Annotated in this window: 19 protein-coding genes and 1 pseudogene; 5 read left to right on the top strand and 15 right to left on the bottom strand. The window is 65.3% G+C overall.

The genetic code is table 11. From position 1 onward, the window contains the following. Positions 1-46: 46 nt before the first annotated feature. From FPZ24_RS14280 to FPZ24_RS14265, 4 genes and pseudogenes are all read right to left on the bottom strand, one after another. Positions 47-1,399: an AAA family ATPase gene (locus FPZ24_RS14280; protein WP_146573074.1), complete on the bottom strand. Its 1,353-nt coding sequence runs from the start codon at positions 1,397-1,399 to the stop codon at positions 47-49. A 1-nt stretch (position 1,400) separates the two neighbouring features. Next, positions 1,401-1,853, bottom strand: coding sequence for an AAA family ATPase (locus FPZ24_RS14275; protein ID WP_146573072.1), 453 nt, complete (start codon positions 1,851-1,853; stop codon positions 1,401-1,403). 8 nt (positions 1,854-1,861) lie between these two features. Next, positions 1,862-4,896: pseudogene (gene uvrA / locus FPZ24_RS14270) on the bottom strand (excinuclease ABC subunit UvrA). Positions 4,897-5,008: 112 nt separating this feature from the next. After that, positions 5,009-5,524, bottom strand: a complete 516-nt coding sequence (locus FPZ24_RS14265; protein WP_146573070.1) for a PilZ domain-containing protein — start codon at positions 5,522-5,524, stop codon at positions 5,009-5,011. A 168-nt stretch (positions 5,525-5,692) separates the two neighbouring features. Between FPZ24_RS14265 and FPZ24_RS14260 the strand changes: the two genes are divergently transcribed. Then, positions 5,693-6,493, top strand: coding sequence for a hypothetical protein (locus FPZ24_RS14260; protein WP_146573068.1), 801 nt, complete (start codon positions 5,693-5,695; stop codon positions 6,491-6,493). 11 nt (positions 6,494-6,504) lie between these two features. Here FPZ24_RS14260 and FPZ24_RS14255 read toward each other — a convergent pair whose 3' ends face one another. Next, a complete protein-coding gene (locus FPZ24_RS14255; RefSeq protein ID WP_146573066.1) occupies positions 6,505-8,064 on the bottom strand; it encodes a LytR/AlgR family response regulator transcription factor in 1,560 nt (519 codons plus the stop codon). A 77-nt stretch (positions 8,065-8,141) separates the two neighbouring features. Between FPZ24_RS14255 and FPZ24_RS14250 the strand changes: the two genes are divergently transcribed. Further along, the gene (locus tag FPZ24_RS14250; protein ID WP_146573064.1) at positions 8,142-9,470 is read left to right on the top strand and encodes a serine hydrolase domain-containing protein; all 1,329 of its coding nucleotides are present in this window, start codon (positions 8,142-8,144) and stop codon (positions 9,468-9,470) included. 126 nt (positions 9,471-9,596) lie between these two features. On the opposite strand, the gene yczR is transcribed toward FPZ24_RS14250, so the two are convergent. Further along, complete coding sequence (gene yczR / locus FPZ24_RS14245) at positions 9,597-11,051, bottom strand: MocR-like transcription factor YczR (RefSeq protein WP_146573062.1); 1,455 nt, start codon at positions 11,049-11,051, stop codon at positions 9,597-9,599. Positions 11,052-11,124: 73 nt separating this feature from the next. On the opposite strand from yczR, the gene FPZ24_RS14240 reads away from it, so the two are divergent. The 3 genes from FPZ24_RS14240 (at position 11,125) to FPZ24_RS14230 (ending at position 14,898) form a co-directional block, all read left to right on the top strand. Then, positions 11,125-12,489 (top strand): pyridoxal phosphate-dependent decarboxylase family protein, encoded by a 1,365-nt coding sequence (locus tag FPZ24_RS14240; RefSeq protein ID WP_146573060.1) that lies wholly within the window; start codon positions 11,125-11,127, stop codon positions 12,487-12,489. A 190-nt stretch (positions 12,490-12,679) separates the two neighbouring features. Continuing rightward, on the top strand, positions 12,680-14,434 hold the full coding sequence (locus tag FPZ24_RS17355) for a hypothetical protein (RefSeq protein WP_205012843.1): 1,755 nt from the start codon (positions 12,680-12,682) through the stop codon (positions 14,432-14,434). After that, positions 14,431-14,898: a GFA family protein gene (locus tag FPZ24_RS14230; RefSeq protein ID WP_146573058.1), complete on the top strand. Its 468-nt coding sequence runs from the start codon at positions 14,431-14,433 to the stop codon at positions 14,896-14,898. Before FPZ24_RS17355 ends, FPZ24_RS14230 begins: the two co-directional genes overlap by 4 nt. Before the next feature lie 14 nt (positions 14,899-14,912). On the opposite strand, the gene FPZ24_RS14225 is transcribed toward FPZ24_RS14230, so the two are convergent. The 9 genes from FPZ24_RS14225 to mdh form a co-directional block, all read right to left on the bottom strand. Then, positions 14,913-15,824: a hypothetical protein gene (locus tag FPZ24_RS14225; protein WP_146573056.1), complete on the bottom strand. Its 912-nt coding sequence runs from the start codon at positions 15,822-15,824 to the stop codon at positions 14,913-14,915. Positions 15,825-15,927: 103 nt separating this feature from the next. After that, positions 15,928-17,322 (bottom strand): dihydrolipoyl dehydrogenase, encoded by a 1,395-nt coding sequence (lpdA, locus tag FPZ24_RS14220; protein ID WP_146573054.1) that lies wholly within the window; start codon positions 17,320-17,322, stop codon positions 15,928-15,930. Positions 17,323-17,410: 88 nt separating this feature from the next. Next, complete coding sequence (locus tag FPZ24_RS14215; protein WP_146574572.1) at positions 17,411-17,674, bottom strand: GIY-YIG nuclease family protein; 264 nt, start codon at positions 17,672-17,674, stop codon at positions 17,411-17,413. A gap of 117 nt (positions 17,675-17,791) precedes the next feature. Further along, entirely contained in the window at positions 17,792-19,018 is a 1,227-nt protein-coding gene (gene odhB, locus FPZ24_RS14210; protein WP_146573052.1) for a 2-oxoglutarate dehydrogenase complex dihydrolipoyllysine-residue succinyltransferase, read from the bottom strand. Positions 19,019-19,107: 89 nt separating this feature from the next. Next, the gene (locus tag FPZ24_RS14205; protein WP_146573050.1) at positions 19,108-22,035 is read right to left on the bottom strand and encodes a 2-oxoglutarate dehydrogenase E1 component; all 2,928 of its coding nucleotides are present in this window, start codon (positions 22,033-22,035) and stop codon (positions 19,108-19,110) included. A 92-nt stretch (positions 22,036-22,127) separates the two neighbouring features. Next, a complete protein-coding gene (gene sucD, locus FPZ24_RS14200) occupies positions 22,128-23,012 on the bottom strand; it encodes a succinate--CoA ligase subunit alpha (RefSeq protein ID WP_146573048.1) in 885 nt (294 codons plus the stop codon). A gap of 1 nt (position 23,013) precedes the next feature. Next, a complete protein-coding gene (locus tag FPZ24_RS14195) occupies positions 23,014-23,499 on the bottom strand; it encodes a hypothetical protein (RefSeq protein ID WP_146573045.1) in 486 nt (161 codons plus the stop codon). A 95-nt stretch (positions 23,500-23,594) separates the two neighbouring features. Then, positions 23,595-23,885 carry a GIY-YIG nuclease family protein gene (locus FPZ24_RS14190; RefSeq protein WP_146573044.1) on the bottom strand — a complete coding sequence of 97 codons (291 nt, stop codon included), beginning with the start codon at positions 23,883-23,885 and terminating at the stop codon, positions 23,595-23,597. 42 nt (positions 23,886-23,927) lie between these two features. Beyond that, a complete protein-coding gene (gene mdh, locus FPZ24_RS14185; protein ID WP_146573042.1) occupies positions 23,928-24,890 on the bottom strand; it encodes a malate dehydrogenase in 963 nt (320 codons plus the stop codon). Positions 24,891-24,908: the final 18 nt, after the last annotated feature.

The raw sequence follows: 24,908 nt of genomic DNA, 5'->3' as shown, positions 1-24,908 counted from the left end.
TTTCGCGGCGGGTCCTGGACGTCGCAAACTGGACATCCGCCAGTAGCTAGGGCGGGGTATCACGCAATGCGATTTCAACGATCTTTTTTACAAAATCTTCTAGCTCTGACAACGAATCTGGTGACTGCTCAGCAATCTTTTTCAAAAGACTGATCCCGTCCCGCGTCTTCCTATATTCGACTCGTTTTTCGGTAACTGACGAAAATACGTGTTCCAAAAGTTTCGCGGCATCTACCCGCTTCAACCAGGCAGCGTTCATGAGATCGCCATTCCATTGGCGCGAGGCACCGAAGCGATCTTCGCGACCCGCCATTAAAGCCTCAGCGACAGCGTCCCTGTTTACTGGGCGCCCGTCGAGTTCTTCCAAAACCTCTATAATGGAGGGGACATGGATCAGATAACATTCAAAACAACGCCGAGGGAGAAATCTCAATTTTCTTCGTGATCGTTCTAGCCGGGCTACTTCTCCGTCCGATAGGCGCTCGCGGTCGAGTGCAAACGCCATCCCCTTCAACAACGGCGCTAGTCGCTTTCCAGCGCTTTCATATACTTCCGTGGCCGATCGACTAGCCGAACGACCGGAAAATGCGTCTGTTGCGAACACCGGAGCAAATCCAATTTCTGAACGACTTAGCAGATCACTTCGTCGTGCTATGTACGGGAAACACACCTCTTCGGTTGGCCCTTCCACCCACACAAGTCGTTCATGACCAAAGACGTCCATCATTGAAAAACCAAGAATGGATGAAACTTCCTTGGCGTCTCTGGCTTCCTTTAGTGATATAGAACTAACAGTAGACTTGAAGCCTTCTCGCTTGACTATATAGATTTTCTCCGCGTTACAGCTACCGATAACATCGGCGGAATGCGTTGATATGATATATTGATGATGACTATATTCTGATCGCAGCAAATTTATTAATTTTTTGACTGCTGCAGGATGAAGAAAGGAGTTTATTTCATCGATAACCATTACAGCTTGGTCGCTAGTAACCAGGGCTGTTATTATCGCAAGAAGTTGACCAACACCTGTGCCACTTTCGTTCAAGCCAAATGCCAGTTCTTCATACGTAGCAGACCGCTCCGGCCAAATGAGGATTTCGTCATCATTCTGGCGGCGCGCTACTGTAATTCTGTCAATGCCGCCAAGCACATCTATTGCCAACCTTTCGATCAAATCAAATACAGGTCTTCTAGCTCCTTGCAGGTGCGCTAGCACGGTAGGCAAGTTCCGGGCGTTGGATAAGAGACGCTCGGGAGATTCCCATGGCCCCCTTCCTACGTTCAGTCTTTGAGCGTCAAAGTAGAAGAAATTCTCCGATGCTTGTCCCGAAAATAACTGCGCCAGATTATCCGGCCCGCCTACCCTACTAGAAATCTGAGCTCCTTGCGGCGTCATCTCAATTCGAACTAATTTGATTACTCGGATTTCGGAATTCGGCTATCGATGCTCCTTGGCGCGGAATAGTATCTGCTGATGGTTCGCGACTAAACTCCAATTCAATTGGAGCGTCGGGATTTGACAGAAGCTTTAATAGGCTCGCGCTTTGATGGTCTTCAAAGCTACCAATTGGAAATGTCGGAGAATAATTTAATGAAGAAAACTTATTAAATAATCCAGAAGAAGAAGTCGTTACATCGAATTCAAGATGAGGCTGTTTTAAACCATGTCCCCTGAAAACCTGTATATTCTTATGCGGATTTTGTGATAAAGGAAAACTCAAGCCCTTCAATAAGGCGCTTTTTCCAGAATTATTCTGCCCTATAAATAAATTGATAGCCTTATCTAATTCAATCCAGCCGGAATCCTCAAAAGACGTGAAATTAGTCAGGCGAAATTTAGAAATCCACACGCGTCCCCCTATTCCGCCGCCACAGTCTCCCGTTTGCCGGCAATATTCGCTTCTCTCACCCCCAACAACGGCGCCAGATACCGCCCGGTAAAGCTCCGCGGTTCCTTCGCGACATCCTCCGGCGTGCCGACCGCGACGATCTCGCCGCCCTTGACGCCGCCTTCCGGTCCCAGGTCGATCACCCAGTCGGCGGTCTTGATGACGTCCAAATTGTGCTCGATCACCACCACCGTATTGCCCTGTTCGACCAGCGCGTGGAGCACTTCGAGCAGTTTGCGGACGTCCTCGAAATGCAGGCCGGTGGTGGGCTCGTCGAGGATGTAGAGCGTCTGGCCGGTCGCGCGACGTGACAGTTCCTTGGCGAGCTTCACGCGTTGCGCCTCGCCGCCCGACAAAGTCGTCGCCTGTTGCCCGACCTTGACGTAGCCGAGCCCGACCTCGACCAGCATCGCCATCTTGTCGCGGATGCCGGGGACGGCCTTGAAGAACTCGGCGGCGTCCTCGACCGTCATGTCGAGCACGTCGGCGATCGAGTGGCCCTTGAACTTCACCTCCAGCGTCTCGCGATTGTAGCGCGCGCCGTGGCACACGTCGCACGTGACGTAGACGTCGGGGAGGAAGTGCATCTCGATCTTGAGCACGCCGTCGCCCTGGCACGCCTCGCACCGGCCGCCCTTGACGTTGAAGCTGAAGCGCCCGGGCTTGTAGCCGCGCGCCTGGCTTTCGGGGAGGCCGGCGAACCAGTCGCGGATCTGGGTGAAGGCGCCGGTATAGGTGGCGGGGTTGCTGCGCGGGGTGCGGCCGATCGGCGACTGGTCGATGTCGATGACCTTGTCGAGATGCTGTAGCCCGGCGATCTTCTCATATTTGCCGGCCAGGATGCGCGCGCCGTTCAGTTGCCGCGCGGCGGCGGCGTAGAGCGTGTCGATTGTCAGACTCGACTTGCCGCTGCCCGAGACGCCGGTGATGCAGGTGAAGGTGCCGAGCGGGATGCTGGCCGTCACATCGCGCAGGTTGTTGGCGGTGGCGCCGGTGATGGTGAGCTTCTTGCCGGTGCCGCTGCGGCGGATGAGCGGGACGGGGACCTGGCGGGTGCCGTTGAGATAATCGGCGGTGATGCTGTTCCTGTTCTTCAGCACCTGGTCGAGCGTGCCGTGCGCGACGATCTCCCCGCCGTGCACGCCCGCGCCGGGCCCCATGTCGATGACGTAATCGGCCGTGCGGATCGCGTCCTCGTCATGCTCGACCACCAGCACCGTGTTGCCGAGGTCGCGCAGGCGGCGCAGCGTCTTGAGCAGCATGTCGTTGTCGCGCTGGTGGAGGCCGATCGACGGCTCATCGAGGACGTAGAGCACGCCCGACAGCCCGCTGCCGATCTGCGAGGCCAGGCGGATGCGCTGGCTCTCGCCGCCGGAGAGGGTGCCGCTGGTGCGGTCGAGGTTGAGATAGTCGAGGCCGACGTTGTTCAAGAAGCCGAGCCGTTCGAGGATTTCCTTGAGGATGCGCTCGGCGATTTCCTTCTGCTGGCCGTTGAGGTGGTTGGGCAGGTCCTGGAACCAGGCGAGCGCGTCGACGACCGACAGATGCGTCGCGTAGCTGATGTCGTGCATCGCGACCTTGACCGCGAGCGCCTCGGGCTTGAGGCGGGCGCCGTGGCAGACTTCGCAGGGCTGCGAGCTTTGGTATTTGGAGAGCTCCTCGCGCATCCATGCGCTCTCGGTCTGGAGCAGGCGGCGGTTGAGGTTGCCGATGACGCCCTCGAACGGCTTGCGGACGTCGTACGACTTGCGGCCGTCGATGAAGGTGAGGGTGACGGGCTTGCCCTTGGTGCCGTGGAGGATGATGTCGCGGATGTCCTGCGGCACGTCCTCCCACTTGGTGTCGAGGCTGAAGCCGAATTCGCGCGCCAGGCTGCCGAGGACCTGCATGTAATAGGGCGATGGTGGGTTCGACTTCGCCCAGGGGACGATCGCGCCCTTCTTGATCGTGAGGTCGTGGTTGGGGACGACGAGGTCTTCATCGAAGATCATCTTCTCGCCTAGCCCGTCGCACGCCGGGCAGGCGCCTTGCGGGGCGTTGAAGCTGAACAGCCGCGGTTCGATCTCGGCGATGGTGAAGCCCGAGACGGGGCAGGCGAACTTCTCGCTGAACACGATGCGGTTGGCGGGGACGGATGCGCCCTTCATCGCCCCCCATCCGTCATCCCAGCGAAAGCTGGGATCTCAGGCCGCATCGCGTCATCGCCCGAGACCCCAGCTTGCGCTGGGGTGACGAACTGGGCCGAGGCTTCCTTGACGCGATTGGCGGTCGCCTCCGCCACCGTCGTGTCGACCAGATCGACATAGGCCAGCCCCTCGGCAAGCTTCAGCGCGGTCTCGAAACTGTCCGCCAGCCGCGTCGCCAAGTCCGGCCCGACCACCAGGCGATCGACCACGACCTCGATGTCGTGCTTGTATTTCTTGTCGAGCGCGGGGGCCTCGTCGATCTCGTACAGTTCGCCGTCGATGCGGACGCGCGTAAAGCCCGCCTTCTGCCATTCGGCGAGTTCCTTGCGATACTCGCCCTTGCGCCCGCGCACGACCGGCGCGAGCAGGTACAGCCGCGTCCCCTCGGGCAGCGTCATGACGCGATCGACCATCTGGCTGACCTGTTGCGCTTCGATCGGCAGGCCGGTCGCGGGGGAATAAGGGATGCCGACCCGCGCCCACAGCAGACGCATATAATCGTAGATCTCGGTGACGGTCGCGACGGTCGAGCGCGGGTTACGGCTGGTGGTCTTCTGTTCGATCGAGATGGCGGGCGACAGGCCGTCGATATGATCGACGTCGGGCTTCTGCATCAGCTCGAGGAACTGCCGCGCATAGGCTGACAGCGACTCCACATAGCGCCGCTGCCCCTCGGCATAGATGGTGTCGAACGCGAGCGAGGATTTGCCCGACCCCGACAGCCCGGTGATCACCGTCAGCGTATCGCGCGGGATGTCGATATCGACATGCTTCAGGTTGTGCTCGCGGGCACCCCGAACCGAGATGTGAGTCAGCATAAGCCTAGTTATGTTCCATTGATGTTCCGCTGACAATAGCCGCGGCGAACGCGTGAAATGGGGATGCAGGCATCCCGCTTCAACGCGCGACAATGGAGAAGGTTGGCGCGCGTCAGCGCGCGGCGGCCATCGCGTTGGTGATGCGCTCGGCGGGTTTCGACAAGACGCTGTAGACCGAGCTTGCCGCGATCCACCCGACGAAACCCACGCCGAGTGCGACCACCCCGAACTGGAACAGCCGGGCGAAGGCGCGATTGCGTTCGAGCGAGCGCGCGACCGCGGCATCTTGCTGATAGCGGTCGGCGTGGCGGCGGTCGTTGCGCGGGGCGTTGTCGTTCTGCGCGGGGCCGCCCTGCAGTACCGCGAGGTAGATACGGTCCTGGGTTCGGACGCCGAAGAAGCGGTCCTTCTGCCAAACCGCGCGCCCGATGATCACCGCGCGGCCGCGCCGTATCTCGACATAGGCGCCGGCGCGCGGTGCGTCGTCGGCCGACACGAGCAGGCCGCGTGCGGAAACATTGTGGATGCACGCATCGGACCACGCGGACTCGATCCGCATGCGCGACGGCAGCAATACCGTGGTGCGCGGATCCCGCGCCTTCAGTCCCAATCGGGCGATCATCGCCATCAACACGTTCCTATGTTGCGATGCTCGATCGCGGCCGAGTGGTCCCTTCGACTCCGTCGATGCGGATAAAATGGCACAAAATCAATTAGCTCTTGGTCGTAGCCGGCTCGGGTAACGGAGGCGATGCGCGACGTGGTGTCGTCGCCACGGGTGCGATAGGATCGCGGCATGATCGCCCGGTTCATCCTTCCGCTGCTCCTGCTCGCCGCCGCCGCGCCTGCCGCGCCTGGGCGTGATGTCGCGGGCAATCGAATGCTGGCGCTGGTCGCGGTCAAAGGCCCCGCCTGGTTCGCGGCGAAGGAGGGCGAGCGATCGGCGTTGCGCTGTACCCCCGACCGGCGGCGCTGCATGCGCGTGGTGCAGGCGGACAAGGACTGGGCGGTCGAGATCTATGACGGCGTGCCGACGAAGCCCGAGCCGGCGGTACGGATCGCGATTACCGGCGAGGCGGAGCCCTATTACGTCGCGCCGTGGCAGCACATCGTCGAGGAGGCGAACGGCCATTGGCTGGTCGGGGCGCTGACGACGCAGACGACCGGTTATTCGGGCGGTGGTGCGAGCAACGAGACCCTGACGCTGTACGACCTGGCGCCGGGCGCGAACGCCGATCCGCCGGAAGTGCTGAACACGCTGATCGGCGGCTCGGTGATGATCCACGCCTGTTTCAGCGAGCGGGATATGAAGCAGCGCGCCGGGGCGTGCCATGACCTGTACGAATTCACCTGCGCGCTGACGCTCGATCCCGCTACCCGGAGCGGGCGCCCGCGGTTTCGGCTGGCCACCAAGGCGCGGACCTATCCCGGGTCGCTGATCCGTGCGGACGACAACACGCCCAAGCGGATGACCAAGCGCAACCTCGCCTGGGCACGCGATCCGGCGTGCAGCTATACCCGCACGCTCGCGTGGAACGGCACGACGTACGCCCCCGACCGGCCGGTGCCGGAGTGCAGCGATTATCTGACTTTATAGGCGCGGGGCGGTTACAGCCGCATGTCGGACGGTTGCGGGTTGCGGCCCACACAAGCATCGACCGCCGCCGCAAAGCTGCGACCGACGGGCAGCGTCTTGCCGGTGCTCAGCTGGACCATGCGGCCCGACGCGCCGCGTGCAACGCTGGCGATGTGGACGCGGTTGACTGCGTGACTGCGATGGATGCGCGGAAAGCCCGGCGGTAGCGAGGCGAGCAATCCCGAGAATGTCGAGGAGACGAGCAGGGTGCGGCCATCCGCGAGATGGACTTCGCAATAATCGTCGGCGGCGCTAATCGACAGGATCTGGCCGGGATCGACGCAATGCGTGCGCGCGCCGTCCTTGAGCAGGATCGGCCTGTCCTGCGATTCGAGACTGTGCAGCCGCGCGGACAACCTGGCGGCGTGGCGGCGGACGCGGTTGAAATCGAGCAATTGTTCGACCAGCAAGACGATCAGCGTTCCGGCCACCAGCAGGTACCAGCTCGTGTCGAGGAGCTCGCCCCATTGCGTGACAACCAGCACGAGCGTGGTTCCGGCAATCGCCAGCGCCACCAGCGCGCTGCCGCTGCGTTCTCTGGCAGCGCCGACGGCGGCGCAGATCATTACCGCGACCGCGCCGGCCGTGATCGCACCGAGCGCTCGCCCGTCGAACACGGGTACCAGCACCGCCGAAGCGAGTGCCGCTATCGCTGCCATGCTGACCATCAATCGTCGCCGCGCGGGCCAGAAGCGCCGCGCAGCATAAGCGACGAACAGGACAGAGATCGTCGCGGCAAGCACCGCGATCGCGACGACGCGCGCGAGTTGCCAGGGATAGGGATAGGCGACGAACAACCGTGCGGTCTCGGTCGCGAGCTGAATGCACGCCAGCGCGGCGACGGACGCCAGTATCCGGGCGGCACCGTTGGTGCGGTCCGTCGCGGCCGCAAAGCCGAAATAGGCGAACGCGGCGGCGAGCGTTCCGAACATCAGCAGCGACGGCAAATAGGCGCGAAGCTGCGGATTGTCGCCCGCGCCCGAGGGATCGAGATAAACCAGCCGCACCGGACTATGCACCGGCAGCCATAGATGGTGAAACGACATTCGGATCGACAGCGAATTGACACCGGGCCGGATCAGCGCGGGCGGTATCGCGACAGACGCGACATAATTGCCGGGGACTTCGCCGGCTCGATCCATGGCGGGCGTGCCGTTGCTGCCGATCGGTACGCCGTTCCACCGCACCTCCGAACTGGCCGTTGCGGCGATCCATAACGTCGGCGGGCGCAACGGCGGCAGGGCGCCCGAATCCACGATGATCTGTTGCGACAATATCAGTTCGTCCGACACCGGGCGGATATTCCAGAGCGCGGTTTCGCGGCAGTGCGACCCGTCCGCCGCGCAGACCTGGATCGGCCCCTGGCGCATAGCCGGGGCGGCGTCCGCGGCGACGGCGGGGGTTGCCGCCAGCCAGGTCAGCCAGCACAGCAGCACCACCCACCATCCGGTGCGGGGCCGCGCGCGCGATCGTTCGCCGACGCAGCCGGTCGTTCGCCGATTGGCAATGGAAAAGCGCGTCGCGGCAGGCATGGTGCGGAACGTACCATAGGGAAGCCGCTGGTCGTTGTCGTGCCGAAAGGCGCGTCCGGCAGGCGTGGGGAGGAAATATGAAATTCGTGAAGATCATCGCGCTCGCCCTGATGTCGCAAGCCTGCGCAGTCATGGCGTTCGCGGCGCCCAACAGCATCGAGACGCGGATGGACGCCTTGCTCAACCCCTATGTGGCTTCCGCGCAATTCAACGGCGTGGTCATCGTCACCAAGCAAGGCAAGACGATCTTCGCCAAGGCCTATGGCATGGCCAATTACGAGTTCGGCGTTCCCAATCGTCTCGATACGCGCTTCAAGATCGCGTCGCTGTCCAAGCCGATCACCGATGCCGCGCTGGGCGTTCTGTTGGACGCGGGCAAGATCAGAATGGATACCAAGGTGTCCGAGCTGATCCCCGATTTTCCGCGCGGTAACGAAATCACCGTCCGCCATCTGGTCGAGCATCAATCTGGGGTCGCGCACACCAACAACCTGCCCGAATTCGACAATATCACGCGAATGACGTTGGCGCAGTCGGTCGCGATCCTGAAGACCAAACCGCTCGATTTCACGCCGGGCTCCAAGACCAGCTACAGCAACGGCGGGTTCGACGTGCTCGCAATGATGATGGAACGCGCGGCGGGTATGCCGTTCGAGCAATTGCTGCACAGCGCTGTCCTCGACAAACTGGGGATGCGCGATACCGGCGTCGCCGAGACGTTCAGGATGATCCCGCGACTGGCCGAGGGCTATCAGCCCGGCGACCGGCGTGGCGTGCGTGCCCGGACGCGTTTCTATCCGGTGGAGATGCGGCGGAGCGGCGGTTCGCTCTACTCGACCGCCGGCGACATCGCGACGTTCATGCGCGCGGCCTATGGCGGCACTCTGATCAGCGCCGCGAGCAGGCGCGCGGTGTTCGGCGACGACGCCGTCTTCACGCCGGGTGGTCGTTCGCCGGGTCTTTACTCAGTTACCTACGCAGACCCGGCGCATGACATTTACGTGGTCGCGTTGTCGAACAACTATTCGCCGGTCGATGGGCTGTCGCGCCGGATCTACCGCGCTGTGACCGGAGAGCCGCCGCTTGCAATCAAGCCGATGACGTTAACCGACCGCAAACTCGAGGCCAAGGACGCTGACTATTATGACGGCAGCTTCGTAATCGAGCAGTTCGGCCCGTATTCGCGGATCGGCCTGACGGTGCAGCCCGACGGGCGATTGGTGGCGACAAGCTACTATGGGGAACCGACGATCTTGATCCCGCTAGCGGATGGCGGTTGGTTTTACCCGCTCGTCGACGCGATCTGCAGACCCCAGGGCGAGGCTCGGCTGGAGCGGCTCGACTGCGCCTCGTCGCTCAAGGAGGGCGTCTTCAGCTTCACCGCCACGCGGGTGCCCGCGCCATAGTCGCGACATTCTTTACACATCGAACTTGCATGGCTCGGCGCGACGAGGAAGCGCAAAGCCGAAACGCCCGCATGCGACCTTTATGCGGCCCCACCGCCGATCCTCGTCACGGTCACCGCCGCGCGATCAGACCAGTTCGTCGGCCAGCAGCCACTCCGCCTCCCGTCGTGATGGCGGATCCGCGCGGAGCGTCGCATAACTGCGGGCGAGCCGGGCGATCCCCTCGGTCAGGTCGTCCTCGCTCCGGGTGAACGGCAGGCGCAGAAAGCGGCCGAACGCGCCGCCGACACCGAAGCGCGGGCCTGGCGTGATACGGACGCCGAAGCGTTCCGCGGCAACGGAAAGCGCGATGCTTTCGGCGCGCGGCAGCTCGATCCAGAGCGACACGCCCCCGCGCGGCGGACGCAGCCGCCATTCGGGAAAATCCCGAGCGACCAACGACCGGAGCAGTGCGCATCGGGCGGCGAGCGTCCGCCGACGCGGTTCGAGCGCGGCGTCGCCCCGCGCCAACAGGTCCACGGCGGCAAGCTGTTCGAGCACTGGCGTACCCAGGTCGATCGAGGCGCGTATCCGGGCGATCGCGGAAATGACCGCCGGCTCGGCGCGGATCCAGCCGACGCGCAATCCGCCCCAGAAACTCTTGCCGGTCGACCCCAGCGCGATCGTGCCGCGCGTGCCGAAAGCGGCGAGCGGCGCGGGTGGCGGCGCATCGAACCACAGATCGGCCATGGTCTCGTCGACGATCAGCGGGACGGCGCTTGCCGCGGCTGCGGCGGCGATCGCGGCGCGCGCCGGTGCCTCCATGCACAGGCCGGTGGGGTTGTGGAAATCGGCGATCACATAAGCGAGACGCGGGGCCGTCTGGCTCAGCGTCGCGCGCCACGCCTCCGCGTTCCAGCCCTCGCGTTCGAGCGGGATCGGGACCGGCACGCACGCCGCGCGGCGGATCGCGTCGATCGCGTGCGGGTAACTCGGATGATCGATCACCACGCGGTCGCCCGGCCGCGTCAGCGCACGCAGCACCAGCGCGAAGCCGTGATGCGCGCCGTTGGTGATGAGCACTTGGTCGGCCGTGGTCGGCAGGCCGCGGCGCGCGTATCGCTCCGCCACCGCTGCGCGCAATTCGCCCAGTCCGATCGGCTGGTAGCCGTTGCCGGGCAGATAATAGGCCATGCGTCCCAGCGCCGCGGCATAGGCGGCGTGCACCAGTTCGTTGGCGGCCATCGCCGCGCCGCTGAGATTGATCACGCCGTCGTCGAGGTCGGTCTCGATCGGGCCGGCGGGCCCCGGGTCGGTTTCGCCGGGAACGCGCGTCCAGTTGCCCGCGCCTTGCCGTCCGTCGAGATAACCCTGGTCGCGCAACGTCGCGTAGCACGCGGCGGCGGTCGTCCGGCTGATCCCCAACGCCGCCGCCAGGCTCCGCTCGCCCGGCAATCGCAGCCCCAACGGCAGCCGCCCGTCGAGTATGAGCAGCCGCAGCGCATCGGCAAGGCGGCGGTAGAGGGCCCCGCGCGCAGCGCTTTGGCGCCACCCGGCAAGTTGTAGCGCCAACGCGCCGACGCCGATCCTTCGCGACTCCATAGGGCCAGGATCGCAGAACTGGCCCTTTTTCAAAGGCCAGTTTGGCGGAGACATTTTGACCAAGGAGAAAGCGATGAACGACCATCCCGAACTGGCCGCTGCGGCCGACGCCGCCCTCGCCTATCTGCGCGAACTGCCGGCGCGGCGGGTCGCGCCGGATGCCGACGCCTTGGCCGCGATGGATGCCTATTCGCCGATGCTGCCCGACCAGGGCTGCGCACCCGAAGATGCGGTCCGGGAGCTTGCCGCGCTCGCCGGGCCGGCGACGGTCGCCACGGCGGGACCGCGCTTTTTCGGCTACGTCACGGGCGGCGCCGTGCCGGCGACGGTCGGAGCGAACTGGCTGGCGGCGGCGTGGGACCAGGCGGCGGCGGATTATCGGCTGTCGCCCGCGGCGGTGCGGCTGGAGCAAGTGACCGGCGCATGGCTGCTCGATCTCCTCCGGCTACCCCAGGATTGTGCGGTGAACTATGTCACCGGCACGACGATGGCGAGCTTCGTCGGGTTGGCCGCGGCGCGGAGCGAGATATGCGACCGCCAAGGCTGGGACGTCGCGGCGCTGGGGCTGGCGGGCGCTCCCCCGATCCGCATCGTCGCGGGCGCGGACGCTCACCCGACACTGTTCAAGGCGTTGTCGATGCTGGGGCTGGGAAGCCGGTCCGCGATATTGGTCGACGTGGACGACCAGGGTCGGATGCTGGCCGACGCATTGCCCGAATTGGGGCCGGACACTATCGTCTGCGTCCAGGCGGGCAACGTCAATTCGGGCGGGTTCGATCCGCTCGAGGCGATTTGCGCGAAGGCGTGCGCCGCGGGCGCGTGGGTGCATGTCAACGGCGCTTTCGGCCTGGTCGCCGCGGCGTCGCCCGCGCACGCGACGCAGCTTGCCGGGCACGATCTCGCCGATTCCTGGGCCGTGGACGGGCATAAGTGGCTCAACACGCCCTATGATTGCGGCGTCGCGATCTGCCGGCATCCCAAGGCGCTGCGGCGGGCGTTCGGGTATCAGGCGGCGTATCTGGAGGACGATTTGCGCAACCCGCGCCATCAGATTCCGGAACTGTCGCGGCGCGCCCGATCGTTCGAGATGTGGGCCGCCCTTCGCTCGCTCGGCCGGGAAGGCGTGCGCGACATCGTCGAACGCAATTGCGCTCAGGCGCGGACCATGGCCAGCGGATTGCAGGCGCTGGGGTTGCGGATACTAAACGACGTCGTCCTCAATCAGGTGATCGCGACGACCGGATCGGCCGATCGCGACCGGGCCATCGCCGCCGATGTGACGGCATCGGGCGTGGCGTGGTTCAGCACCACCAACTGGCGAAGGAATACGGCGATCCGGTTCAGCTTCTCGTCCTGGGCGACGCGCGACGAGGATATCGACCTGACCCTGGGCGCGATCGCGGTCGCGCTGGAAAGGACCGCAGAAACGTTCGCCTGACGGCGACGGACGGTCCCATGCCCGTCCGCAATTGACTTGCCCTCGCGATCCGCCACGATGCCGCCCGGGGACGGCCCGTCAGAGGCCGGCTTCGGTCCCGGCAACGGCGGCTGAACGCGCGCGACATTGGGGGTTCATCTCGGATGTGGAACGATCCGCGTCGACGATGACCCGGCTTTTGGGGGTGAGGATGAGCGAGCGTAAACGAGGCTTGGCGGGATCGACGGCGATCGCGGCATTGCTGGCGCTGACAGGGGTGAACGCGACCGCAGCTTCGGCCGCGCCGGCGGCGAAGAAAACCGTGGCGAAGAAGGTTGCAGCGAAGAAACCCGCAAAGAAACCGGTCAAGAAAGCCGCGGCCAAGAAGACCGCGGTGAAGACGGTGATCGTCTACGTCCCGACGCCGGTACCCGCCGCGCCGCCTGCGCCGCCGGCACCCGCCGACTATGACGGCAATCTGGGGTTCGATTCCGCGGCGCCGACCGGCGGGTACGGCGACGTGTCGCGATACCGCTATATCGACGACGCGGATTCGCTGCTCGACACGGTCGGCTCTTCCCCACCCGACTACGCCTTCCGTTTCGACGGAATGGATTGCTGGGCGTGGGAGTTGAGCGGCGGCGACATGGTGCTGGCCGAGCCGGTTGGCGACCATTACCGCTTCTATGCCTTCGGACCGGGCGACCTCTATCCGTTCTACGTCGGCGACGATGCTTATTCGTACGGGTTCGCCGGGCGCGCGCTGGCGGCGGTCTATGACAGCGACGCGCACTTGGTGGCGTGGACCAATGCCGGTTCGATCCCGACCCAGGCCGCGTGGCTGTCCGAGCGCGGGCGCGCGATGAAGGCGTCGGTCGGACGCCGCACGCCGGTGATCGCGTCGGACTGGGCGAACGGCGCCTATTTCTTCAGCGACATCGAATTGCGCTTCGGCGACTGGCGCGGCCAGTCCGGCTGGACGCGCTATCGCACCGGCACGGGGTCGCGCCATCGCCGCGACTGGCGCGCGCGGATCGGCAGCGACGAAGGCAATGTCCGTCGCGACCGCGCCGACCGCTTCGACCAGTGGCGGCGCGACGGCTATCGCGGGACCCCGCCGCAGAACAATGGCGGATGGAGCACGCAGCCCGGCCGCACTCCGGGCAATTGGGGCGGATCGGGCCCGCGGCCCGGCGCCGGCTGGAGCGGCCGGCCGGCCGCTCCGAACGGCAATCCCGGCGTGGTTCCGCCGCCGCCGCCGCGTGGCGATGGCCGGCCGGGCGGGGCAGGGCGCTGGCCCGGTCGCGGCCCGACGCCGCCCGCCACGACCCAGCCGGCAACGCCCACGCCACCCGTCGGCCGCAATCCGTCGAACGGCGGGTGGCGCGGCAATAACGGTCCGGCGGTCACGCCGCCGTCGCCACCACCGGTCGCCAGCAATCCGTTGCCGCCGCCGGTCTATGTCGCGCCGCCCGCGCCGCCGCCTCCCGCGCCGGCGCCGCGGCGTCGGCCGGGCGATACCTGGACGGGCAAGCGCCCCGGCGGCGGGCTCGAGCCGCCGGTGACCGTGGAACCGGTCGAGCAACCGACGCCAAGCGTTGCAGCGCCTGCGCCGATGCCGGAACGGAGCGAGCCGCGGCCGAGCTTCGACGGCGGAAATCGTCCCGGACGCGGTCCCGGCCGGGCGGTGGAGGCGCCCGCTGCCGCACCCCCGCCGCCAGCGCCCGAACCCGTCGCAGCTCCACCGCCGCCGCCTCCGCCGGTCGAAGTAGCGCCGCCGCCGCCGCCTCCGCCGGTCGAAGTAGCGCCGCCCCCGCCGCCTCCGCCACCGGTGGAGGTCGCGCCCCCGCCGCCGCCCCCGCCCCCGCCGCCACCACCGCCGCCACCGCCGCCGCCGCCGCCGCCGCCGCCGCCGGCAGCGGATCAGGGGCAGATCGAGTCCGTGCCCGATGACAAGAAGCAATGAGTGAGGGCGGCTGCGCGTGCGGTGCGGTGCGCTATGCGCTCGGTAGTGCGCCGATGGTGGTGCATTGCTGCCACTGCACCGATTGCCAGACCGAAACCGGCAGCGCTTTCGTGCTCAACGCGGTGATCGAAAGCGATCGCGTCACGCTGCTGAGCGGCGCGCCCGACTATGTCGTGACACCGTCGGCGAGCGGGAAGGGTCAGGAGATCGTCCGCTGCCCCACGTGTAGCGTCGCATTGTGGAGCCATTATGCCGGGTCGGGCCGCGCGACGTCGTTCGTCCGGGTCGGCACGCTCGACGATCCGGGCAGCCAGCCGCCCGACGTGCACATCTTCACGCGGTCGAAGCTGCCCTGGGTCGTGCTGCCGGAGGGCGCGAAGGCGTTCGACGCCTTCTACCCGTCGAGCGAGGGCGTCTGGTCCGACGAAGGCCGCGCGCGGTGGAAGGCGTTGAAGGGCGGCTGACCAAGGCGTCGGCTTCAGTTCTTCACCTTGACGGTGATCCGGCCCATCCCGCGACTTTTGGCGGTCGGCTCGCCTGGCTTGTCTGCCACTTTCGCCGGGATAGCCTGAGGTTTCAGCGCGCCATTCGGTTTTTTGGTCGGCTGCTTGCCGGTGTCGCCCGTTTCACCCGATCCGTTGCCGTCCCCCTCGTCCGGTTTTCCCCAGTTCGGCGCGTTTTCCAGCTGCCCGTTGCGGATCGCGGCCCTGACCATCGTCAGGATGTGCGGCGCTTTGCAGATCGCTTCGTTGTCGAACAATTGCAGCAGGGCTTCGTCGAACGTCTGCGGCTTGATGTCGTCGATCACGCCCTGGCGGTGATCCGCCAGGGTGTTGAGCGTCAGCGTCCGCACGCCGTCCATATTTTCGGCGCCGAACAGAAACCGCTGCTCGTAGATGTTGAGGCCGGCGTTCGTCGCGTTGCTGACCAGCGACAGGATTTCGAGGCGGTCCTTGGTGCGATCGGGATGATCCTTCAGATCGCCGAGCGTCAGCAGGCCGGTGACGATATTCGTGACGGGCGCGACGAGATCGCCGATGACATTGACCCGGCGCTGGTCGCGCGCCGCGCCGTCGAAAAAGTCCTGGCAATTGGCGGTGATCAGCAGGAACCCGCTGCTCAGCATGGCGCCGGCCTTCGTCGCGTTGGTGCGGTCGTTGTACGAGGCCACGAAATCGGTCGCGAAGAACCATTTCATGAACGCCAGCTTGGGGTCGGCGACCTTGCCGATCGGCCGAGGCACCGGCGCGAGCGCGTTCGGTGTGGCGCCACTGTCCGGTGCGGCGGTGATGTCGGGAAAGGCCGCGTCGATCTTGCGCGGCCCGTTGATCGACGCGCAACCGCTCAAGGCCCAAGCGGCCGCCGCCGCAACGATAATCGTCTTTGCCATATGATCCCCCCGGAAACGGCGGGAGGATATCATACGATGCGGACTACGCATTTCATGACTGGTCCAATCCGGTCTTATTGCGCGGATCGGATGGCAAAGATCGTCAGATGTGGATCGGCTTGCCCGTCACCGCCATCGCCGCTTCCTTGATCGCCTCCGAGTGCGTCGGGTGGGCGTGGCAAGTGTACGCGATGTCCTCGCTCGTCGCGCCGAATTCCATCGCTTGGGCGGCCTGCGCGATCATCGTGCCCGCGACGCTGGCGATGCACCAGACGCCCAGCACGCGGTCGGTCTTGGCGTCGGCGATCACCTTCACGAAGCCATCGGGTTCATGGTTGGTCTTGGCGCGGCTGTTGGCCATCATCGGGAACTTGCCGACCTTCACCTCGCCGCGTTCCTTGGCGGCTTCCTCGGTCAGGCCGACGCCGGCGATTTCGGGCCAAGTGTAGACGACCGACGGGATCACGTCGTGGTTCACGATGCCGTGCTGGCCCGCGATGTTCTCGGCGACCGCGATGCCCTCATCCTCGGCCTTGTGCGCGAGCATCGGGCCGGGCGCGACGTCGCCGATCGCCCAAATGCCGGGGACGGCGGTGCGGAAGTCATGGTCGATCTCGACTTGCCCGCGCTGGTTGGTCGAGAGGCCCGCTTTGTCGAGCGCGAGGCCGTCGGTGTTGGGCTTGCGGCCGATCGACACGAGGACGGTGTCGGCCTCGATCGCCTCGGCATCGCCGCCCTTGGCGGGCTCGACCGTCAAGATCGCCTTTCCGCCCTTGACCGTCACGCCGGTGACCTTGGTCGACAGCTTGAACTCGAGACCCTGCTTCTTGAGGATCTTGTTCGATTCCTTGCGGACCTCGCCGTCGAAGCCGGGCAGGATCTGGTCGAGGAATTCGACGACGGTAACCTTGGCGCCGAGCCGCCGCCACACGCTGCCCAGCTCAAGCCCGATCACGCCGCCGCCGATCACGACCATGTGGCCGGGGACCTTCGCCAGTTCGAGCGCGCCGGTCGACGACACGACGATCTTCTCGTCGATCGTGACGCCGGGGAGCGGTGTGACCGACGAGCCGGTCGCGATGACGATGTTCTTCGCGCGCACGCTGCGGTCGCCGACCTGCACCGTATCGGCAGCGGTGAACGCGGCATGGCCCTTGAGCCACTCGACCTTGTTCTTCTTGAACAGGAACTCGATGCCGCCGGTCAGCTGCTTGACCGCGTCCTTGCGCTGGCCGTGCATCGTGTCGAGGTCGAGCGACATCTTATCGATCTTGACCCCCATCTTCGCCATCGCGCCGTTGGCGGCATGGTCGTAGAATTCGGAGGCATGGAGCATCGCCTTGGACGGAATGCACCCGACGTTGAGGCAGGTGCCGCCCAGCGTCTCGCGGCTTTCAACGCAGCCGGTTTTGAGCCCCAACTGCGCCGCACGGATCGCCGCGACATAGCCGCCGGGGCCGGCACCGATCACCAGGACGTCGAAATCATAGTCAGCCATTTTCAGCCTCACTGTGCTCCGGCGAAGGCCGGAGCGTTGGAAATGTTATCGCTCGTTGCCAACGCTCCGGCGTTCGCCGGAGTACGGGCTATGCAAGCTCTTCATATAGGTCGCGCCATTCAGGATTGCGCTCTTCTATCAATCGCAATTTCCAGGCCCGCTTCCACTTCTTCATCCGATACTCGGACGCTCGCGCGTCCTGCAAATCATCGAAATATTCGTACCAAACGAGCAGCACGCAATCATGGTCCTTGGAATGTCCATCGACCATTTTGTTACGATGCTGCCAAACACGTTGGGGCAGGTTGCTCGTTACTCCGAGATAGGTCCGTCCGCGGCGATGGTTCGCCATCAGATAGACGCATCCCGACTTCATCGCGCTCCTTCCAACGCTCCGGCCTTCGCCGGAGCACTTCGGGCTGGCAGTGCTCCGGCGAAGGCCGGAGCGTTGGCCTATTCGCGTCCCCTCTCAAAGGTCGATCAAAATCCGGGTCGGGTCCTCGATCGCATTCTTCAGCGCGACGAGGAAGGTCACCGCCTCGCGGCCGTCGATCAGACGGTGGTCGTAGCTGAGCGCTAGGTACATCATCGGACGCACGACGACTTGGCCGTCGCGGACCACGGGGCGGTCCTCGATGCGGTGGAGGCCGAGAACGGCGCTCTGCGGCGGGTTGATGATCGGGGTGCTCATCAGGCTGCCGAACACGCCGCCGTTGGAGATGGTGAAGGTGCCGCCCTTCATCTCGTCCATCTTCAGCGTGCCGTCCTTGGCGCGCTTGCCGAAATCGCCGATCGTCTTTTCGATGCCCGCGACCGACAGCTGGTCGGCATCGCGGATCACCGGCACGACCAGGCCCTGCGGCGCGGAGACCGCGACGGAGATGTCGGCGTAATCGTGATAGACGATCTCCTCGCCGTCGATCTGGCCGTTGACGGCAGGGACGTCCTTTAGCGCCATGCACGCGGCCTTCACGAAGAAGCCCATGAAGCCGAGCCGGACGCCGTGCTTCTTTTCGAACAGGTCCTTATACTTAGTCCGCGCTTCGATGACGGCGGTCATGTCGACGTCGTTGAACGTCGTCAGCATGGCGGCGGTGTTCTGCGCCTCCTTGAGGCGCTTGGCGACCGTCTGGCGCAGGCGGGTCATCTTGACGCGTTCTTCCTTGCGCGACGTCGAGGCGGCGACCGAGGGGGTCGGGGTCGGCTGGGCCGAGGGAGCGGGCGTGGCCGGCGTCGAGGCCGCCGCCATCACGTCGTCCTTGGTGATACGGCCGTCCTTGCCGGTACCCTTGACCGTGCCGGGATCGACCCCTGTTTCGAGCACGGCGCGGCGTACCGAGGGGCTGAGCGCGGCGGGGGCGTCGCCGGACGCGGGGGCCTGCTGGCCGGCCGTGTCGGCGGGAGCGAGTGCCGGGGCGGCGGCGGGAGCTGGCGTCGGCGCGGGAGCGGCGGCCGCACCGCCGGCCTCGACCGTCGCGAGCAGCGCACCGACCGCGACATTGTCGCCGACCTGCACCGCATGCGCGCCCATCACGCCGGCGACGGGCGAGGGCACCTCGACTGCGACCTTGTCGGTTTCGAGGCTGACGATCGGCTCGTCCTGCTTGACCGGGTCGCCCGGCTGCTTGAGCCATTCGCCGACGGTCGCCTCGACGATCGATTCACCCAGAACGGGGACGGTAACTTCGGTTGCCATTTTCTACCTCGTCATCCCGGCGAAGGCCGGGATCGCTAAGTGTGTCTTTCATTGCCAGCGGCCCCGGCCTGCGCCGTGGCGACGGGCATTCAATTCTTCCGCGTCCGGCGGATTTCTTCGCGCACATTGTGGCCGAGCGCGTCGGCGACGAGCGCGGCCTGTTCCATCTGGTGGCGCTTGGCGAGACCGGTCGCGGGCGATGCCGCCGCCGCACGGCCGGCATAGCGCGCGCGCTTCGGCTTGGCCTTGGCCTGCGCCAACGCTTCCTCGATCATCGGTTCGACGAAGAACCACGCGCCGTTATTTTTCGGCTCTTCCTGTGCCCACACGATATCTTCGAGCGCGGTCATCCGCGCTATCCGCGTCGCCAGCGCTTCGGTCGGGAACGGATAGAGTTGTTCGATCCGGACGATCTGGGCGTCCTTGTCGCCCGCCGCATCGCGTGCGTCGAACAGGTCGTAGGCGACCTTGCCGGTGCACAGGACGAGCCGCTTGGTCTGCGCATCCGCCGCGGCATCCGGGTCGCTCAGGATGCGGCGGAAATGGCTGTCGCCCTGGAAGTCCGCTGCCTTCGACACCGCGCGCTTGTGACGCAGCAGCGACTTGGGCGTGAAGATCACCAAAGGCTTGCGGAACGTGCGATGCATCTGGCGGCGCAGCAGGTGGAAGATGTTGGCCGGCGTGGTGCAGTTCGCGACCTGGATATTGTCGCCCGCGCACAGTTGCAGAAAGCGTTCGACGCGCGCCGAGCTATGCTCCGGCCCCTGGCCTTCGTAGCCGTGGGGCAGCATCATCACCAGGCCGTTGGCGCGCAGCCACTTGGCCTCGCCCGACGCGATGAACTGGTCGATCATGATCTGCGCGCCGTTCATGAAGTCGCCGAACTGCGCTTCCCAGATGACGAGCGTCTTGGGATCGGCGAGCGCGTAGCCGTATTCGAAACCGAGCACGCCATATTCGCTCAAGGGGCTGTCGAGCACCTCGAAATTGCCGTGTTCGACATTCCACAGCGGCACGTATTTGTGCTCGTCATTCTGGTCGACCCAGACCGCGTGGCGCTGGCTGAACGTGCCGCGGCCCGAATCCTGGCCCGACAGGCGAACGCCGTATCCTTCCGACAGCAGCGACCCGAACGCGAGCGCTTCGCCGGTCGCCCAGTCGAAATTCTCGCCGGTCTTGAACATGTTGGCCTTGGCGTCGATCACGCGGGTCAGCGCCTTGTGGACCGTGAGATCGTCCGGCACGGTGGTTAGCGTGCGGCCGAGGCTGTCGAACAGCTTCTTCTCGATCCCGGTCTCGACGTTGCGGCGCGAACTCTCGGCATCGGCCGGCGCATGCAGCCCCGACCAGCGGCCCGCGAACCAGTCGGCCTTGTTCGCCTTGTAGCTCGCGCCCGCCTCGAACTCGCCTTCGAGCAAGGTGTCGAATTGATTGGTGATCTTGTCGACCCATGCCTGGTCGATCACGCCCTCGGCGATCAGGCGCTTGCCGTATACTTCGCTGACCGGCGGATGCTGCTTGATCCGGGCGTACATCAGCGGCTGGGTGAAGCTCGGTTCGTCGCCCTCGTTATGGCCGAAGCGGCGGTAGCACCACATGTCGATGACGATGTCGCGGTGGAACTTCTGGCGGAACTCGATCGCCATCTTGGTCGCGAAGGTGACCGCTTCGGGATCGTCGCCGTTGACGTGGAAGATCGGCGCCTGGACGCCCTTGGCGACGTCCGACGGATAGGGTGACGAGCGCGCGAATTGCGGGCTGGTGGTGAAGCCGATCTGGTTGTTGATGATGAAGTGCAGGCAGCCGCCGGTATTGTACCCGCGGATGCCGGAGAAGCCGAGGCATTCCCAGACGATCCCCTGGCCCGCGAACGCGGCGTCGCCGTGGATCAGCACGGGGAGCGAGGCCGAGTGGTCGTCGAGGTCGTTGGCCAGCGTCTGAATTGCGCGGGTCTTGCCCAGCACGACCGGGTCCGCCGCCTCGAGGTGCGACGGGTTGGCGACCAGCGACATATGGACCTTGATCCCGTCGAACTCGCGGTCGGTCGAGGTGCCGAGGTGGTATTTGACGTCGCCCGATCCGCCCACGTCTTCTGGGTTCGCGCTACCGCCGCCGAATTCGTGGAAGATCACGCGCAACGGCTTCGCCATGACGTTGGCGAGGACGTTCAAGCGCCCGCGATGCGCCATGCCATAGACGATCTCGTTCACGCCCATCTGGCCGCCATATTTGATGACGCTTTCGAGCGCGGGGATCATCGCTTCGCCGCCGTCGAGGCCGAAGCGCTTGGTACCCACGTACTTCTTGCCGAGGAAGCGTTCCCACTGCTCGCCCTCGATGACCTTGGTCAGGATCGCCTTCTTGCCGTCGGGCGTGAAGGTGATCGCCTTGTCCTTGCCCTCCATGCGGTCCTGCAGGAAGCGGCGTTCCTCGACATCGGCGATGTGCATGTATTCCAGGCCGACATTGCCGCAGTAATTCGCGCGCAGGATGTCGACGAGCTCGCGGATCGTCGCCCATTGCAGCCCGAGCTGCCCGCCGAGATAGACCGGGCGGTCGATGTCGCTGTCGGAGAAGCCGTGATATTCGGTCTTGAGGTCGGCCGGCATTTCGTATTGCGAGAGGCCGAGCGGGTCGAGGTTGGCGGCCAGATGACCGCGCACGCGATACGTACGGATCAGCATCATCGCGCGGATCGAATCGGCGGCGGCGGCGATGATCGCGTCCTGCGACGGCGCGGCGGCGGGCACGGCCGGGGCGGGGGCCTTGGCGGGCTTGGCCGCGGGCTCCATTTGGGTCGGGTCGAGCGCCGCGGTCAGGTCGTCCGTGGCCGAGGGCGGCCAGGCGGGGTTCGTCCAGCTCGCTACGGAAGGCCCGGCCTCAAGCCCCTCGAACCAGCCGCGCCATGACGGCTCGACCGAATCCGGGGATTCGCGGAAGCGCTTGTAGAGAGTCTCGACGAACGCGGGGCTGACGCCGCCGGCGATCTCGCTGAAATCCTGACCTTCGTAGCCCATCTGGCTTCACCTCGTCGCCCCGGCGAAGGCCGGGGCCGCTAAGTAACAAGAGCCGCCAACGGCCCCGGCCTGCGCCGGGGCGACGGCTATGTTCAACCCTTCAACACTTCCACCAGCGTCTCGCCCAGCAATGACGGGCTCGACGACACCTTGATACCCGCGCTTTCCATCGCCGCGATCTTGCTTTCCGCGTCGCCCTTGCCACCCGACACGATCGCGCCGGCATGGCCCATGCGGCGGCCCGGGGGCGCGGTGCGGCCGGCGATGAAGCCGGCCATCGGCTTCTTGCGCCCACGCTTCGCTTCGTCCTTCAGGAACTGCGCGGCCTGCTCCTCGGCGTCGCCGCCGATTTCGCCGATCATGATGATCGATTTCGTGGCGTCATCCGCCAGAAACAGTTCGAGCACGTCGATGAAGTTGGTACCGTTGACCGGATCGCCGCCGATCCCGACTGCAGTGGTCTGCCCGAGCCCGGCATTGGTGGTCTGGAACACCGCCTCATAGGTAAGCGTGCCCGAGCGGCTGACAACACCCACCGAGCCTTTGGAAAAGATGCTGCCCGGCATGATGCCGATCTTGCATTCGCCGGGGGTCAGCACGCCGGGGCAGTTCGGGCCGATCAGGCGCGACTTGGAGCCCGACAGCGCGCGCTTGACCTTGACCATGTCGAGCACCGGAATCCCTTCCGTGATGCACACGATCAGCGGCACTTCGGCGTCGATCGCCTCCAGGATCGAATCCGCCGCGAAGGGGGGCGGCACGTACACGACAGATGCGGTCGCGCCGGTCGCGGCGACCGCTTCGTGCACCGTGTCGTAATTGGGCAGGCCGAGATGCGTCGTGCCGCCCTTGCCCGGGGTCACGCCCGCGACCATCTGCGTCCCGTAATCGAGCGCGGCCTGGGTGTGGAAGCTGCCGGTATTGCCGGTCATCCCTTGCGTGATGACCTTGGTATTCTTGTCGACGAGGATGCTCACGTCATTTGCCCTTCTTCTTGGCGTATTCGCTGTTGGGGTTGCCCACGACGAGCGTGACCAGCCGCTTATCTTTTTCGAGTGTCACCACGGTGACCAGCACTTCGCCGTTGGGCAGCTTGGTCACAGGATTCTTGGGATCGGTTGCGATCGGTACGCCGATCGCGGCGCCCAGATCGGCGTAGAAGGCGGCGGTGTCGAACGCCGCGTCTGGGTTCGCCATCACGACGCAGCCGCCCTCGCTGCCGGTGCGATAAATCAGCTGGATGTTGTCACGCATGACAATCGCGCCGTCGGAATTGACACCCTTCGCTTCGGCAGTCGTCGCGGGACGCCAACCGGTGAGCCGCGTCGCCTGCCCGTCGGGATCGGCGGTGACCCCGACGCACGCCTTCCCCGCCGCGACGATCGAAGGCTCGGCGGCCGGCTGCAGCTTGGCAGCGGCGGCGTCGGCCGGTGCGGCCAGCAGGAGGGGGAGGAAAAGCGGCATTGCGGTTAGCGGTTCCGTCCTGTGCAAGCGATCATATCATCCCATTCCGTGTTCCCCGGCGAAGGCCGGGGTCCAGCCAGGAAAGCGCGTCCCAATCACACGATGCGTTCGTAGAGATCGTCCCAGTCCGGATTCATCCCTTCGACCTCGCGCAATTTCCAGGCTCGCTTCCACTCCTTCATCCGCAGCTCGCGCTGCCTTGCGTCCTCGATGCTGTCGTAGGCCTCGTACCAGACGAGGAGATGACAGCCGTATTTCTTTGTGAACCCGCCGACGATGCCGTTGCGATGTTCCCAAACGCGTTTGGGTAGGTCGCTCGTTACGCCGATGTAGATCGTGCCGTTACGCCCGCTCGCCATGATGTAGACGAAACCGGCTTTCTCCACTTGGTTCTCCCTGCTGGACCCCGGCCTTCGCCGGGGAACAGCTTATGCCAGCGACCCGTCGATACCCCGACACGCCACCAGCAATTCCTTCACAGCATCGACCGACACGCCGAGGTTGGTCTTGGCTTCGTCGTCGAGCGCGATTTCGATGATTTCCTCGACGCCACCTGCGCCGATCCGGACCGGGACGCCCACGTAGAGCCCATCCACGCCATACTGGCCCTCGACATAGGCCGCGCAGGGCAGGACGCGCTTCTGGTCGCCGAGATACGCCTCCGCCATCGCGATGCCGCTGGTCGCGGGGGCGTAATAGGCCGAGCCGGTGCCGAGGAGCGCGACGATCTCGCCGCCGCCGCCGCGGGTGCGCTTGACGATCGCGTCGATGCGCTCCTGGGTCGATTTGCCCATCTTGATCAGGTCGGGGACGGGGATGCCGGCGACCGTCGAATATTGCACGACCGGGACCATCGTGTCGCCATGGCCACCGAGCACGAAGGTCGTGACGTCGCGCGCCGACACGCCGAACTCTTCGGCGATGAAATGGCTGAAACGGCCGGAGTCGAGCACGCCCGCCATGCCGACGACCATGTGGTGCGGCAGGCCGGAGAATTCGCGCAGCGCCCACACCATCGCGTCGAGCGGGTTGGTGATGCAGATGACGAACGCGTCGGGCGCGTTGTTCTTGATGCCCTCACCGACCGCCTTCATCACCTTCAGGTTGATGCCGAGCAGATCGTCGCGGCTCATGCCCGGCTTGCGCGCGACACCGGCGGTGACGATGATCACGTCGGCCCCGGCGATATCCTTGTAATCGTTCGAGCCGGTGATCTTCGCGTCGAAGCCTTCGATCGGGCCGCACTGCGACAGGTCGAGCGCCTTGCCCTGCGGCACGCCCTCCACGACGTCGAACAGCACGATGTCGCCGAGTTCCTTCTGCGCGGCGAGATGGGCGAGCGTGCCGCCGATATTGCCGGCGCCGATCAGCGCGATCTTCTTGCGGGCCATGAGCACTCCCTTTTGGCG

The organism is Sphingomonas panacisoli (assembly GCF_007859635.1).
Taxonomy (GTDB): domain Bacteria; phylum Pseudomonadota; class Alphaproteobacteria; order Sphingomonadales; family Sphingomonadaceae; genus Sphingomonas; species Sphingomonas panacisoli.
Note: the sequence above shows the minus strand (reverse complement) of the source record. Positions and strands in the feature narration are given on the sequence as shown.

Excerpts from the sequence above, each read along its gene's own strand:
- FPZ24_RS17355 (WP_205012843.1), top strand. The coding sequence starts at position 12,680 with ATGAGCGAGCGTAAACGAGGCTTGGCGGGATCGACGGCGATCGCGGCA.
- FPZ24_RS14255 (WP_146573066.1), bottom strand. The coding sequence starts at position 8,064 with ATGCCTGCCGCGACGCGCTTTTCCATTGCCAATCGGCGAACGACCGGC.
- FPZ24_RS14280 (WP_146573074.1), bottom strand. The coding sequence starts at position 1,399 with ATGACGCCGCAAGGAGCTCAGATTTCTAGTAGGGTAGGCGGGCCGGAT.
- FPZ24_RS14225 (WP_146573056.1), bottom strand. The coding sequence starts at position 15,824 with ATGGCAAAGACGATTATCGTTGCGGCGGCGGCCGCTTGGGCCTTGAGC.
- FPZ24_RS14265 (WP_146573070.1), bottom strand. The coding sequence starts at position 5,524 with ATGGCGATGATCGCCCGATTGGGACTGAAGGCGCGGGATCCGCGCACC.
- FPZ24_RS14195 (WP_146573045.1), bottom strand. The coding sequence starts at position 23,499 with ATGCCGCTTTTCCTCCCCCTCCTGCTGGCCGCACCGGCCGACGCCGCC.
- FPZ24_RS14250 (WP_146573064.1), top strand. The coding sequence starts at position 8,142 with ATGAAATTCGTGAAGATCATCGCGCTCGCCCTGATGTCGCAAGCCTGC.
- FPZ24_RS14260 (WP_146573068.1), top strand. The coding sequence starts at position 5,693 with ATGATCGCCCGGTTCATCCTTCCGCTGCTCCTGCTCGCCGCCGCCGCG.
- FPZ24_RS14240 (WP_146573060.1), top strand. The coding sequence starts at position 11,125 with ATGAACGACCATCCCGAACTGGCCGCTGCGGCCGACGCCGCCCTCGCC.
- odhB (WP_146573052.1), bottom strand. The coding sequence starts at position 19,018 with ATGGCAACCGAAGTTACCGTCCCCGTTCTGGGTGAATCGATCGTCGAG.
- FPZ24_RS14230 (WP_146573058.1), top strand. The coding sequence starts at position 14,431 with ATGAGTGAGGGCGGCTGCGCGTGCGGTGCGGTGCGCTATGCGCTCGGT.
- FPZ24_RS14215 (WP_146574572.1), bottom strand. The coding sequence starts at position 17,674 with ATGGCGAACCATCGCCGCGGACGGACCTATCTCGGAGTAACGAGCAAC.
- yczR (WP_146573062.1), bottom strand. The coding sequence starts at position 11,051 with ATGGAGTCGCGAAGGATCGGCGTCGGCGCGTTGGCGCTACAACTTGCC.
- mdh (WP_146573042.1), bottom strand. The coding sequence starts at position 24,890 with ATGGCCCGCAAGAAGATCGCGCTGATCGGCGCCGGCAATATCGGCGGC.
- lpdA (WP_146573054.1), bottom strand. The coding sequence starts at position 17,322 with ATGGCTGACTATGATTTCGACGTCCTGGTGATCGGTGCCGGCCCCGGC.
- FPZ24_RS14205 (WP_146573050.1), bottom strand. The coding sequence starts at position 22,035 with ATGGGCTACGAAGGTCAGGATTTCAGCGAGATCGCCGGCGGCGTCAGC.